Source organism: Brevibacillus brevis, from assembly GCF_022026395.1.
GTDB lineage: Bacteria > Bacillota > Bacilli > Brevibacillales > Brevibacillaceae > Brevibacillus.
Window position 1 is genome coordinate 4,658,995 of record NZ_CP041767.1, and the last position, 13,429, is coordinate 4,672,423.

At 50.7% G+C, this 13,429-nt stretch carries 9 protein-coding genes; 1 reads left to right on the forward strand and 8 read right to left on the reverse strand.

Going from position 1 to position 13,429, the window contains the following annotated elements; all coding sequences use genetic code 11:
- Positions 1–48: 48 nt before the first annotated feature.
- Together FO446_RS22085 and FO446_RS22090 are read right to left on the reverse strand one after the other, a co-directional pair.
- Positions 49–663: a PH domain-containing protein gene (locus FO446_RS22085; RefSeq protein ID WP_173612008.1), complete on the reverse strand. Its 615-nt coding sequence runs from the start codon at positions 661–663 to the stop codon at positions 49–51.
- A 126-nt stretch (positions 664–789) separates the two neighbouring features.
- Positions 790–1,347 carry a nitroreductase family protein gene (locus FO446_RS22090; protein ID WP_173612009.1) on the reverse strand — a complete coding sequence of 186 codons (558 nt, stop codon included), beginning with the start codon at positions 1,345–1,347 and terminating at the stop codon, positions 790–792.
- Between the two features lie 410 nt (positions 1,348–1,757).
- On the opposite strand from FO446_RS22090, the gene FO446_RS22095 reads away from it, so the two are divergent.
- Positions 1,758–2,138: a RidA family protein gene (locus FO446_RS22095; RefSeq protein ID WP_173612012.1), complete on the forward strand. Its 381-nt coding sequence runs from the start codon at positions 1,758–1,760 to the stop codon at positions 2,136–2,138.
- Between the two features lie 60 nt (positions 2,139–2,198).
- On the opposite strand, the gene FO446_RS22100 is transcribed toward FO446_RS22095, so the two are convergent.
- The 6 genes from FO446_RS22100 to FO446_RS22125 all read right to left on the reverse strand — a co-directional run bounded on the left by FO446_RS22100 (position 2,199) and on the right by FO446_RS22125 (position 13,422).
- On the reverse strand, positions 2,199–4,724 hold the full coding sequence (locus FO446_RS22100) for an SEL1-like repeat protein (protein ID WP_237899064.1): 2,526 nt from the start codon (positions 4,722–4,724) through the stop codon (positions 2,199–2,201).
- A gap of 143 nt (positions 4,725–4,867) precedes the next feature.
- The gene (locus tag FO446_RS22105; protein WP_221869208.1) at positions 4,868–5,605 is read right to left on the reverse strand and encodes a PIG-L deacetylase family protein; all 738 of its coding nucleotides are present in this window, start codon (positions 5,603–5,605) and stop codon (positions 4,868–4,870) included.
- Between the two features lie 9 nt (positions 5,606–5,614).
- Positions 5,615–6,631, reverse strand: coding sequence for an N-acetylglucosamine kinase (locus tag FO446_RS22110; RefSeq protein ID WP_237899065.1), 1,017 nt, complete (start codon positions 6,629–6,631; stop codon positions 5,615–5,617).
- Positions 6,631–8,139 (reverse strand): argininosuccinate lyase, encoded by a 1,509-nt coding sequence (gene argH / locus FO446_RS22115; protein WP_173612016.1) that lies wholly within the window; start codon positions 8,137–8,139, stop codon positions 6,631–6,633. The genes FO446_RS22110 and argH overlap by 1 nt, the downstream gene beginning before the upstream one ends.
- Before the next feature lie 112 nt (positions 8,140–8,251).
- Positions 8,252–10,783, reverse strand: coding sequence for an NEW3 domain-containing protein (locus tag FO446_RS22120; protein ID WP_237899069.1), 2,532 nt, complete (start codon positions 10,781–10,783; stop codon positions 8,252–8,254).
- Positions 10,784–10,902: 119 nt separating this feature from the next.
- Positions 10,903–13,422 carry a PIG-L family deacetylase gene (locus FO446_RS22125; RefSeq protein WP_419466152.1) on the reverse strand — a complete coding sequence of 840 codons (2,520 nt, stop codon included), beginning with the start codon at positions 13,420–13,422 and terminating at the stop codon, positions 10,903–10,905.
- Positions 13,423–13,429: the final 7 nt, after the last annotated feature.

Genomic DNA, 13,429 nt, shown 5'->3' on the forward strand with positions numbered 1-13,429 from the left:
ATTTCGCTTGAATATAAAAGAGCCTCTTTTGAAAGAGGCTCTTCTTTTTTAGTTATGAATGTATTTTTCAAAGACTTTACCAAAATCTTTGACGACATACTTGTATCGGATGTCCTCCAGCCAATCGAAGGTGTATTGGTTGATCGACTTGAATTGTGAAGCTACGTCCGCTTGCTGGCCAGTTACGCGACCCAGTGTGCTTTGGGCGACGTGGAGGCTTTCTTTTGCATGCTGAAGCGCAATTTCGTTATCGTGCATAATCGAAGCGATCTTCACAAGGGCTTTGTAGAGGTCTTTTAGCTCCTCCAAATGCTTTTTGTTAACATCGATCGAGTAGTGCTCATTGCCCATCGTGAACTTGATTTCTACATCCAAATCGACGGTTCCGGCTGTTTCCAGATACACGTTAGAGATCGGATGTGTATGGTAGGAATAGCGGCGCAGCATGCGTTTTTTGCTGGTAGCACTCGTTCCATCCAGATGAACCAGCCCCAGATTGGTGAAGCAGTACTCATCGGACTTTGATTTGATCAAAAAATAGATTTTCTCATGGTCCTCGTGCAAGATGTAATCATCCGCGTCTACCTTGTCGTAATCCGCTGGTTTTACCACGATTCCCACATTGCTCAAGCCAAGAGCGTCTGCCGCAAGCTTTCCAAACATTTGAAACAGCTCCTCTCAATATGTACGGTCTAACCTTACCCCTATATACGTGCGCGAGGGGACTTAGTTGCAAACAACTAGGGTTTCTTTTCCGTTCCGTATTTTTCAAAGAAGCCAGCTGGAGCATTACAGCCAGGTCGTCTTTTCTTCCGCTGCCACCCTACTAGTTTCAGGAGCATCTGCCTCAGGATAGCCAACAAACAGCGTGCCCACGACCTTTTTATTTTCAGGCGATCCAAGGAATTGCAGCAAGCGCTCGTCGCGAACCAAGCCGACTCCTCTCGTGCGCCATACCATGCCCAGTCCCAGTTCCTTTGCTGCCAGCCACATCGAGTGAATCGCGCAGCAAACCGCATATTCGTTATCCTCTGAGGATGCTTCATCTCCTGGGATCACATCAGCAGTCGCAACAATGACGAGCGGTGTTTTTTCCAGGACGGCCAAGGAATCCTGCACGAGATTCGGCTTGGTCGGAAAACGCTCCAGCAAAAATTCCTTCGCGATTGCCTCGAACCGCAGCTTCGCTTCTCCTCTGATTACGTAAAAATGCCACGGCTGACGCAAGCGGTCGTTCGGAGCTAACACTGCACAATCTAGCAACGCTTGGATTTTTTCGGTTTCTACTTCTTTTGGAATATAGTTACGCACGGCTCTTCTGCTTTTGAGTGCCTCTAGTACGGACATACTGGTTCCTCCTCGGTTTACCATTTTCATACGAATCCCCATCATTATATCGAAGGTTATTCGCGTTCGTACAGGTATCTATCACCGAGCATGTATCGCTGAATGTGCTTGGTGTTCGTCTTTTCTCGCAACATAGATATCATATTGCTTATGGTCTTTTTCTTGGGGCAGCATCCCCATGTCTCCCCCTAAATGACGAAGCGCATGTGAGTGAATGCGTGTCCGAAAACGAATGCCACGAGAACTTAGCTTATTTGCCACACGAATGTATTCTTCATGACCAAACGCAGTGTGGATCAAGCACTTGTACTTGGAAAAAAGGGTGAGAAAAAAGTCCATAAACCGCTCCACTCCCTTTCCTTTTTGTAGTATATTCCAATTATTGCGGAAATGAGAGGGGACATTCTACTATGAATCGAAAGAAAGTATTCACGGGTTCACCTTGGGAGCCTGTCGTGGGCTATTGCCGCGCAATCCGAATAGGGGACCGAATTGAAGTAGCCGGCACCACCGCCATGAAGGACGGAGAAGTCGTTGGCGTGGGCAATGCCTATGAACAAACAAGATTTATTCTGGAAACGATTGAAAAAGCATTGCAAGAATTAGATGCTGATTTGTCTCATGTGGTCAGAACGCGGATGTTTGTTACGGATATCAGCAAGTGGGAAGAGATCGGAAAAGCACATGGGGAGTTTTTCCGCGAGATTCAGCCTGTCGCTACGATGGTCGAGGTCAAGGCATTGATCGACCCGCGTCTGCTCGTTGAAATTGAAGTGGAAGCTATTGTTTAAGCATGCTTATTAGTTGGAGCGGACCGACGACTTTTTCTGTCGATCCGCTTTTTGCTTTTTCTACGATTGTGTGAGCTCCTCAGGGATATCAAGACCTGCCTTCTCTGCTTCTTCGAGGTGATGTTTCGCCAGAAGCTCGTCCACATGTTGCGCTTCATTCAGGTAAATTCTTGCCAGTTCGATATGTGCATGCGGGTAATCTCTTTCCAAAGCAGCATGAAAATAAGTGATGGCGGCGTCGATATTTTTGGCTGTACCATACCCATTACTGTAGAAAATCCCCAAATTATAGGCACTGAAATCGCTGCCTGCTTCGTAATCCTGCTGATAATAATGCAGCGCCTTTTCGTAATTCCCTTTTGAATCATGCAAATAGCCAAGCCAATCAAAAACCGGAGAGCCTAATAACTCTCCCTGTTCATAATGCCAGAGAGCTTTGTCCAAATCTTGCGCCACCAGCTCCCCCTCATAATAGGTCGCGCCAAGATTGTTGTGAGCCAGCGCATGACCGTGTTCTGCCGCCTTGCCCATCCAGTACATAGCCTGATCGGCATCAGGCTCCGTGCCTATCCCATGTCGATAGCAGCAGCCTAATCCGTTCATAGCATGGTGGTTGCCTGCCGCAGCCCCTAACTCATACCAGTAAAAAGCTTTATCAGCATCCTCGAAGCCTTCCAGATTGTAATACATATGGGCAAGATTGTTCATGGATGGGGCAAAGCCCTTTTCAGCAGCAAGCGTATCGTACAGAATGGCTTTCTCATAATCACCTGCTTCATACGCTTCCATGCCCAGATTGTACAACGTTTCTACTGGCGTGTACTGATCTACGCTGTCAATATCGGATTGCTCTCCTTTGGCATAGACCAGCAGTCGCTTGCGAACCTCGGCATCAAAATAATAGCTGTAATAACGATCTTCGACTTCCTCCAGAACGAGCGTTTTATCTGCCCTCGACAGCCCGTACTCGCTTACTAAATAAACGTCGTGATCCTTGAAGGCATAAGCAAAACCCTCGACCAGTGCCTTTTTCACCACCAGATCGAATTCGAAATCACTCCATCGCTTTTCCGGCGATAAAGCAATGCTCCATAATCCATTTTTCTTCAAAGCATACGCATCCTGATGCAGCCAAAAAATATTCTCATAATCGTCTAGGGGGAATAACCACGCTGGTTCATCGGCATCTCCATGAAAAACGCCTAGCTTCCCATCTTTTTTCGCCAGCACCTGATTGCCCTGCCCTGCCTCCGTATACACCTGCAAATCAATCAGTTCATCGTATTCATACGACAACAAAAGGCTCTCCTGCTGCTTGCCATAAGCGGCGTACTTCTTCCCCTTGCGCAGAACGAGCAGATTCGGAAAATGGGTTTGCCGATTCAGTTTATCGAAGCCGGATGCCCCGACAGTGCCGTCTTTTTTGTACAAGGTGCTATGATTTGTACCCTTGTGTGGTTTGACGAGGGTAAACCCTTCGTCGATCTGTTCCACCGCCGCCAGAGGGAATTCTCCGACGTATTTCCAATATTCGTTAAAGATTTTCCGATTTTTCCTGCCTTTGACCGCCGTATGGTAAAAGCCGACCCCACACTTGAAAGCCTCTTCGTGCTCAAAATCTATCGTTACAGAACTAGATTCGTCCAGAACGCCCCATTTTCCGTCTTTCTTTGCCGTGTAAAATCCTTGGTAATCAAGCAGTTCTAACTCTTCGTAGTGGGTAGGGACAATCGTTTGGCCTTCCAGATTGATCAGACCATATCGACTGTTTCGTTTGACAATCGCACCAGCAGAGCCATATTCAAAATCGTAGGCGTCCTCCCACTCCAACGGAATGACGATTCTCCCGGATTTATGTACATAGCCGTATTTGCCATCTCTAGCGACTACGGCGAGATCTTCGGAAGCGAAATCGTAAAAGGCATCGAACTGAGGGGCGAGCAATACGTTTCCCTCTGCGTCTTTGAGACCAAACAAGCCAGCTTCCTCAAAAATCTCTACATCAGGATGTTCTTCATAAGGCTGCCAGATGTGTCCCCAGCCGTATTGGTAGTCCTCATAATTGAGCAGCTCGGCAAAAGAACGAAAGCCCGGGTTCACATCCACCAATTCGGAGTAGTTCAATAGCGAGATGTCATCGTTGTCCATTGCCTTTGTCATGATCTCGTTGTTATGGGCAATATTTGCCCGCAAAGTTTCCGCCTGCTCGTCATGAGGGATGTCATCCATATTGAATACGTCCCAGGCATCAATGTGAAAATACGGAAGCGTTCGTTTTTCCAGATAGTTCAGAAGCTGATTCCTCGCTTCCAAAAATGCTTCTTCGTTACGGATTAGTCCTTCCTGTCTCTCCAGGAAATCGTAGAATCGCTTCACGTTTTCGATGCCTGCCTGCGCGTCGTAAAAGAGTCCGGAATTGTCCGGTTCGGTATGATTGTTGTAATTGTTTCCGGCGATTACACAACCTTCTATGAAGAGCGGCTGCAAGAGTAGTGGGACCTCATAGCCCCATTCCACCATCATCGTGTCGTTGCCTTGTGCTTGAGAAGGTTCACTGACGTTATATACATAGACTCTATGTGACATGTCTTCTCTCCCTTTGATTTCCAATTGCTTCTGACCACATTGTAAGCAATTCTAGCACGGTAAAACAATCCGACTGATGGTCTATCCAATGAAAAAGGCTGACAAGCGAAAATCATGCTGGTCAGCCCTTTCTACTTTTTAGACTATAGCTCAATGACAGGAATACTCCCACCCACACTAACCGGCTCGATCGCCTTGCCCGCTGACCGCACCAAAGTAAAGTACTCATAGCAGCCAATGACACCAAAGTCCCCATCGATCACACCCGGATAAGCGCGGTTGACGGAATACTCCTGACTGAGGTGAGCCTTCAGCGCCTCTCCTTTTTGTGTCCGATAGCCTGAAATATCGACCTTGCCTGTGATCGGAACCGCTGGCTTTGGACCATGATCCGGGCAATGATCGTAGTAGTGTGGGATCGAAACATAGTACAGATCAGGATATTCTGCCGGAGGCAAGCTCGCTTCCGCTTGTTCCACCGCTCTCGTCGTCGCCTCACACGTGACGATATGATCGGGATGACCCGTTACCCCGTCCGGCGGAAACGTAACAACGACATTGGGCTTCCATTCCTCTATCGCTTCCCGAATCTTGCCCACCAGCTCGTTCAGGTCGGCATTTTGCAAGGAACCATCCGGGTACCGGAACAAGTCGAGACGACTGATTCCCAGCACTTCCGCCGCTGTTTTCAGCTCTAGCTCTCGATGCTTTGCCAGCTTTTCTCTGCAATCGATATCGAATGGACCGCTGCGACCTTTACAACCGGAGGTAATGCACAAATAACATGTTTCGTGTCCAGCATCCTTGCACTTTGCCAACGTTCCCCCGCAGGCAAAAGACTCATCGTCCGGATGGGGAAAGACAACCATTACTTTTTTCATATCTGCACCTCACTTGCCGCCCGATTGGCGTTCTAAATAAGCCAATCCCTTTGCTATGACACCGTAAATCGGATCGTTTTGCGCTTTTTCGATGACGACCTGCGAAGCGTACTCTCGGACGCGCTCTACGACGATCTCTCGCACGCGATCATCGTTTTGCAAAACGCCTCCCTGCATGATCATCTGAAACGGCTTGGCTTTCATTTGCAACGTATCAATGACCGCCCGAGCAGCATCGAAAAGCTCTTCGCCTGCGACCTGCAAGATAGCTGCTGCCACCTCATCTCCGGCAAGTGCCGCTTGACTGACCAACGGCGACAGCTCTCCTACCTTCTCGACGGAATAATGCTCACTGTACGTCCAATTAAACAATTCATCTACGCGTCCCAGTCCAACGTGCGGGAGGAGCAGCTCCTTCAATACGGTCGGCTCGCCGCGGCCATCCGCTGCTTTTAATACTGCCATAATCGCTTGCTTGCCGATCCAGTAGCCGCTGCCCTCGTCACCGACCCGATGCCCCCAGCCTCCTGCTCTCGCCGTTTCCTGATCATCATTTACACCGAAGGCAATCGAGCCTGTGCCTGCGATGACCAGAATGCCTGGTTTGCCTCCGGTCGCACCGAGCAATGCCGCAAACCCGTCGTTTTCCACAATTAGCTGCTGGACGCGAATACCGAGCTGGTGCAGCACCTTGCTCACCATTCGCGAGATCACCTGTCGATCATACTCCGTATCCAGGCCAGCGATCCCGAACACCGCGCACTCGATTTCCCATTCGATTCGTCCATCCGGGGTCGACGTGCCGCTCATAAAAGGGGCAACTGTTTGACGAGCGACCGCATCGTCCAAAGCTTGGCTGATCGCTGCAACCAACTCACGAGCTGCCGCTTCCTCCCCGATCCCTTGATAATTGCATGAACCGGAGCGGCCTGCACCGATTTCATTTCTGGAGCGGTCCACCAGTACCGCCAGACACTTGGTGCCCCCTCCGTCCACTGCCAGAAGAGGTATTCGCACCACTGCCATTACCCCACACTCCATTCAGCTGTCATCTGATCTAACCCTTTCATCACATTCGCAATCGCCTGTTTTTTCTGTGCCAGCCATTCTGTTTCCTGCTGGAGAACCCCTTGGCGAACAGCGATCATGCGCTTCATTTCCTCTGGGTTTGGTCCACCAGGAAGCTTGCGGATCATTACGAAATGGACCGGGTCAAGTGCCAGTCTGAGCTCTTCTGCTGTGAGCGACAGCTCCCGCCCGATTACTTCCAAGGCTGCACGGTTTACCAGCTCCAAGCTGATTTGGTTTGCAGCGAGTTGCTCGCTCATCGCTTCTTTTACCACACGACTCACGATGTGATGAGATTTGCGGAACGAAAGCTGATCTGTGCGCACCAATGTATCCGCCAGCTCAGTGACAGTCGCAAAGCTGCCCTTCGCCCGCTCCAAGAGAACGTCCTTGTTCACTTCCATCGTACCCACAACGCTCGCCATCAAGCGATACATCTGCTCGAGTACTCCCATGCTCCGCCACGCGTATGGCTGCATGTCATCCTCGGTGTCCACGATATCGCCAAAAGGCGTATTGTGCATCATCGTAAGCACTGTCGTCGCATTGCCTGCCGCACTGGACAACAGAGAGCGCATATGCTCAAAGGAAACCGGATTTCGCTTTTGCGGCATGATAGAGCTGATCTGCACGTATGGACTCGCGACTTTTAACCCCGCAAATTCTTGTGTGCACCACAGCAGCATATCTTGAACCGTACGCCCCAAATTGATAGCTGCCAATTGTACGGCTGTCGCTACTTCCCCTAAATAATCCGCTCCGCAGACTGCATCATAGGAATTTTCCACCAACTCATCAAATCCGAGCAATTCGCGCATCCGCTCCCGGCTGATCGCAAAGCCAGAAGTCGTCAAGGCCGCTGCCCCCATCGGTGAGCGATTGACTGTGTGATAGGCCTGGATCAGTCGTTTGATATCACGGCTGAGCATGTCAGTAGCCGCCATGATGTAATGCGCCATTGTCGTCGGCTGTGCCTGCTGTGTATGTGTGTAGCCAATCATGATCGTATCCACATGCTCATTTGCAAAGAGGAGCAAATGCTCTTTCAGATAGAGGGCAGAAGCCAAGGTCACCAACAATTTTTCACGCAGCACCATGCGGTAAATCGTAATCCCCATGTCGTTGCGGCTGCGAGCCAGATGCAGATTTCCTGCCACATCAGGAGCCAGTTCCAGCAAACGGCTCTCTACCTGAAAGAACAAATCTTCAAACTGTCCGGTGTAATGCGATTGGCGCAGCTCTTCCATTTCGATCCCACACAGTGCACCAGCAATTCTTTTAGCCTCGTCGTCTGTGAGCAATTCTTGTTCACGAAGCATGATCAAATGTGCCTTGTTGATCGCCATCATCGGATGCAGCAGATGGTGCTTCGCTTCATTAAATGCAGGCTCCAAAACCGCCTCCACGTATGTCTTGCCAGGGAAGCTGGCTCCCTCCTGTTGAAAAATTCGCTCTCTGTAATTCATCTTTCTTGCATCTCCTTCCCTACCCATTCGTAAGCTGCTTCTATTTTTGCGTCTGTTCTTCTTTTAGGGAGGGGGGCGACCGCCTGAACGATCGCCTTCCCTTCTACTATGATTACTGCTGTGGGCTGATCATGTTGACAAACAATCGGATCGCACCCGGTACGAGTGACGGAATTTCGCGATACCACACGAGTGAGCTGTAGGTATACGTTCCTTTACCATACTTGGCAGTGAGGTACGTACCCGTAAATTCCTTCTCGCCTTCGTCTCCATTGGAGATAAGCTCTGTGTATTCCTTGCCCCACTCGGATGGGTTGTAAGCGGAACGATCCTGAATCCAGTTGTCCCAATCTTTCTCCGTGATTTTGTTTGGCGAATGGAACAAAGCATGATCAGGCGCCAATACTGTCACTTTGGAGTTTTCATCTGTGACACGCCATTGAATCAGCGGAGCACCGATTTTAATCGGATAAGGAGCCAACTCCGGCTTCCATTTATCCTCTGGCTTGTGGTATTGCACGACCAGATTTCCGCCGTTTTCCACGTATTTCAGCAAGCGTGCATTCGAAGGAATCAGCTCAGGTCGGAAACCATAAGCGCGAATGCCCAGCACGATCGTATCGTATTGATCCAGATCACCAGACTCGATATCTTTTGCCGACAAATTGGTCACATCGACTCCCAATTGGGACAAATACTGATCGATATTGTCAAAGCCACTGGATACGTAACCGACCTTCAATCCTTCCGGCACCTTCAAGTCAAATGCCTGGATGGCAAGCGTCGCTGGTTGGACAAAGTACGTCGTGCCGATATGCGGGTAACGGATGACTTGGGCTCCGTGTCGGCTCTCTTTTCCACTGCCAGACGCTACTGCTGTCACCGTGTACTTATCCGGTTGGACGGAAGCATCTGCTTTGACCGTAAAGGCAACGGACTTCGTTTCTCCCTTGGCTTCAAAGGCGAGCGGTGCTGCTTGTGGTTCTACGCTCCAGCCTTTTGGTACATCGAGAGAGATGGTTGTTTTCGCTGCACCTGGATTGTAGTTTTTCACCGTAACCTTGACCGGAATTGGCTCCTCTGGCTTCTGCGTATTCAAAACCGTCGCATTTGGACTCAGCACCATAGAAAAAGATGGAAGAACTGCAATGGCATCTGCTGGTGTCACATGGCTATTCGCCGTCGAGCCTGCAAAGCTGTAGCTGACATCTGCTGTAATGGCAGGAGCGGCATACGGTTGGAACAGAGCAGCATCAGAAGGAACTGAGACATCAAAAGTCGTTTTCACCGTCTGATTGTAGCCGAGCGATGAGAAGCTCGTGGTCGATTGCGGCTTGGCTTGCCAGCCTTTTGGTACATTCAGCGCGAGATTGATCTTCCCGACTTTTGCTTGGCCGCCGTTGTAAGCCGTGACCGTTACTTTTGTCGTTTGCCCTGCTACCAGTTCGGTTGTCTCAGGCTTTACTTTGGTTACGAGCGAGAGCGCTTCGGCACTAGCTTTGTTCAGCTGGGATTTCTTCACTCCCAAACGATGGCGCAAGTCTGTTTTCGTGTCAGTTGGCAAGGAGGAGGCTTCGACTGCTGCCGTCGCTTTTTCCACATCCGCCAGCATCTCATGCGCTTCCTTGGCTACGGAGGCAAAGCTTGGGTACGCAGCAATGACCTCTGCGGCATCCTTTTGCAGCTTTTTCAGTTCACCCGCGACTTTTTCCCCGCCAGACTGGCTGGCCACTTCCTTCGCTAAATCGTCAAACGAATAGGCGATTCCCTCAAAAAAGTCTGCTTCCTTGTCTTTTGTCTCTACGATGGATTGATCGAGCTTGTAATAATTGAAGCTAGGTCCCTCGTCATAGTGACGTCCCATCCCCTGACTCTTGTGCATAAACCGGGATTCTTCGCCGAGTTGGACGTAAGAGGCCCCATAAATTTCGTCATAGTCGCCAACAGGCACTTTGACCGAGTAATCCTGTTCCTTTGCAGGCAGATACAGCTTCTTCACCTGCCAAGTAGCCAAGCCTTCTTTTGCATGCTGTGGAAAAACGTTTGGATCTGCGGCATCCTTGAATGCCCGTACTGTAATGACATTAATCGCGCGATGATGACCGTGAGTCGAAGGTTCGTTCAAAAATGCGGGAATCACGACATCAGGTCTCAGTGTCCGGATACGGCGGATGAGCTTTTCGTACGCGACATCCTCGCCCCATTTTTGCAAGGTTTCATCCGGGCTTTTGGAAAAGCCGAAGTCAAAAATAGGGTCGTCGATTTTTTCACTGAGGTTCTCCAGATGGATGTTCGTGATTTTGGAAGCTTCCTGCAATTCGCGGGTACGAATGATCCCCAGCGCATTACCCAGCTCGCTGCCTATCTCGTTCTGTCCTCCCTCGCCTCGGTTCGCAATGACACTGGATGTGTCCACCCCTTTGCCAAGCGACAAGTACGCGAGCATCGAACTGTGCTCATCGTCCGGATGTGCTCCGGTGTTCATCGCACTGGCAATCGTGGTGAGCGGCTTGATGGCTTTCCACAGGTCGACAACCCCGCGGTCCGCATGGGCGGTCTCGGGTGCTACCGGCATAATCAGACTCGTGGCTAGCACCGCTGCAGTCGTAATCGTGTACAGCTTGGCAAGTTTCCCCTTACTCAATGAACAACTCCTCCATTCCATTCAGATTGATGTCTATATCAATCATGGCGGTCTGTACGTATGCATTTCATTGATGTAGCCATGGATCGACCCACGGTTGGCCCGGAGTGGATGGGGCATTACTGCTTCTGACTGATCATGTTGACAAACAAGCGAAAAGCGCCAGGGACTAGCTGTGGAATCTCGCGGAACCAGGCAAGCGAGCTGTAGGTGTACGTCCCTTTTCCATAGTGCGCCGTGAGGAAAATGCCGCGGAACTCCGGTTCTCCCGGATCACTTGTCGCAATCAGCTCGGTATACTCGCTTCCCCAGCGAGAAGGATTGTAGATGGAGCGCTCTTGCACCCATCCATCCCAGTCTGCTTGGGTAATGACGTTTGGCTCCTGGAACATCGGATGGTCAGGGGCCAGCATACGGACGTCTGATTGCTCATTGGTCACCCGCCAATCGATTAGCGATTCACCGATAAAAATGGGGTAAGGTGCCAAGTGCGGCTTCCATTTGTCCTCCGGCTTGTGATATTGAACGACGAGGTTTCCGCCGTTTTCTACATAGTGCAAAAGACGCTGATTGCTCTCGATTAATTCGCGCCGGAATCCGTATGCACGAATACCGAGTACAATCGTGTCGTAGCGGGACAAATCGCCCGATTGGATTTCGTTTGCGTCGAGATTGAGACAATTCACCCCGACCGCGCGCAAGTATTTATCCATATTGTCAAAGCCGCTGGATACGTAGCCGATCCGTTGGTTTTTCGGGATGGCCAGATCAAAGGCTTGAACAGTCAGCGTAGCGGGCCGGATGAAATACGTTCGGCCAACATGCGGGTATTCAATGACCTGCACATCTTGCGCAATCTCTGCCACACCGTCTGTCCCCGCGACCGTAGCGCTGATCTGATATTTGCCATTCGTCACCTGCGGTGTGGTATGAACAGTAAAAGCGATCGTTTTCGTCTCGCTCCGGAAAGAAAACGGAACATCGACAAAGGCTGGCTCCGCTGTCCAGCCTGCCGGGACAACGAGAGCGACCTTGGCTGTAGAGCTTCCCGGACGGTACTGTTTCAGTGTTACCTTAACCGGGATCGTCTCATCCGTATGCAACGTATTCCGCACCACATCGGACGGGGTCAGCGTCACGGCATACGGCGGAAGCACAGCTACACGGCTATCCGGCTCCACGCGAATCGTACTGGCTGTCTCGAAGGCGAAATAGAGCACCTCGACATCGAGTACAGTCGGCTTGTAAGGATGGAACAGCTCCGTCTTTGCAGGAATCGATACCTCAAATACGGTGCACACCGTCTGATTGTAAGCAAGTCGTGGAAAAGCCGTTGGCGTGAGCGGTTTCGCCGTCCATCCAGCGGGGACACGCATACGCAGCTGCACATGCTCAACCTCCAGCGAGCCGCCATTGTAAGCCGTTACGGTAACCGTTGTCGTCTGGCCCGCCACCCACTCGCCCGTCTCCGGCTTGATTTTCACAACCAGAGACAGAGCCTCCGCACTGGCACGGTTTAGCTGCGCTTCCTTGAGTCCTAGCCGATACATCAAATCGACCTTTGTTTCTTCATCGAGTGAAGCCTTGCTTACTTCTTGTTGTGCAGACGCAAGCATAGCCTTCATGTGATGAACCCTTTGAGCCACCTCAGCAAAACGCGGGTAGGCATTCAATACATCTGTAGCCGCATCATCCATACGGTGAAGCACTTCCGCAAGTTCTTGCCCGCCTTTTGCAGCGATGCTCTGCGCCAGATCAGCAAAACTGACGGGCAGTCCGGAAAAAAAGTCGCGCTCTTTTTCCGGTGCCGGAAAAACCGAGGCATCCAGGCGATAGTAATTGTAGGTCGGGCCTTCATCGTAGTGAACTCCCATGCCCTGTGTCTTATGCATAAACCTCGATCGCTCACCAAGCTGCACATAGGATGAGCCGTAGATTTGGTCGTATTCCCCCACGGGTACGGCGACGTGATAATCATCGTTGTCCATGATAGGCAGATACAGCTTTTTCATTTGCCACGGCAAAAGTCCAGCCTGGCTATGTTCAGGAAAGATCTGTGGATCGGCTGCTTCGTGGAAAGCTCGCTGTGTCAGCAACGTAATCGCCCGGTGATGTCCGTGTGTCGTCGGTTCATTTTCAAAGCAAGCGATAACGACATCGGGGCGCAGCTCCCTAATTTTTCGAACCAATCGCTCGTACACGACCTCTTCGCCCCATTTGCGGAAGGTTTCTTCGGCGCATTTGGAGAACCCGAAATCATGGATGGGATCATCCAGCTCTTCGCTTAAGATGCCAAGCGTCACATTGCTAAGAGATGAGGCTTCTTCCAGCTCACGCGTGCGGATAATCCCCAGCGCGGTACCTTGCTCGCAGCCGATTTCATTTTGGCCGCCTTCCCCTCTCGTCGCGATCACACTGGTGGTATACACGCCTCTCCCCAGGGCCAAGTAAGCGAGCATGGCACTGTGCTCATCGTCCGGATGGGCACCTGTATTCATGGCACTGGCAATGGTAGCGAGTGGCTTGATCGCTTTCCACAGATCGAGCAGTCCATGTTCCCCCTGCATGGTGCGAACAGATGCGGGAATAGTCGGGCAGGGTAGTTTGGTCGGCTGCACTTTCGGTGATTTCTTGTCCATCGATTCA

Bases quoted from the DNA above. Each gene is read 5' to 3' on its own strand.
- FO446_RS22085 (WP_173612008.1), bottom strand. From the start codon at position 663: ATGTTTGGAAAGCTTGCGGCAGACGCTCTTGGCTTGAGCAATGTGGGA.
- FO446_RS22090 (WP_173612009.1), bottom strand. From the start codon at position 1,347: ATGTCCGTACTAGAGGCACTCAAAAGCAGAAGAGCCGTGCGTAACTAT.
- FO446_RS22095 (WP_173612012.1), top strand. From the start codon at position 1,758: ATGAATCGAAAGAAAGTATTCACGGGTTCACCTTGGGAGCCTGTCGTG.
- FO446_RS22100 (WP_237899064.1), bottom strand. From the start codon at position 4,724: ATGTCACATAGAGTCTATGTATATAACGTCAGTGAACCTTCTCAAGCA.
- FO446_RS22105 (WP_221869208.1), bottom strand. From the start codon at position 5,605: ATGAAAAAAGTAATGGTTGTCTTTCCCCATCCGGACGATGAGTCTTTT.
- FO446_RS22110 (WP_237899065.1), bottom strand. From the start codon at position 6,631: ATGGCAGTGGTGCGAATACCTCTTCTGGCAGTGGACGGAGGGGGCACC.
- argH (WP_173612016.1), bottom strand. From the start codon at position 8,139: ATGAATTACAGAGAGCGAATTTTTCAACAGGAGGGAGCCAGCTTCCCT.
- FO446_RS22125 (WP_419466152.1), bottom strand. From the start codon at position 13,422: ATGGACAAGAAATCACCGAAAGTGCAGCCGACCAAACTACCCTGCCCG.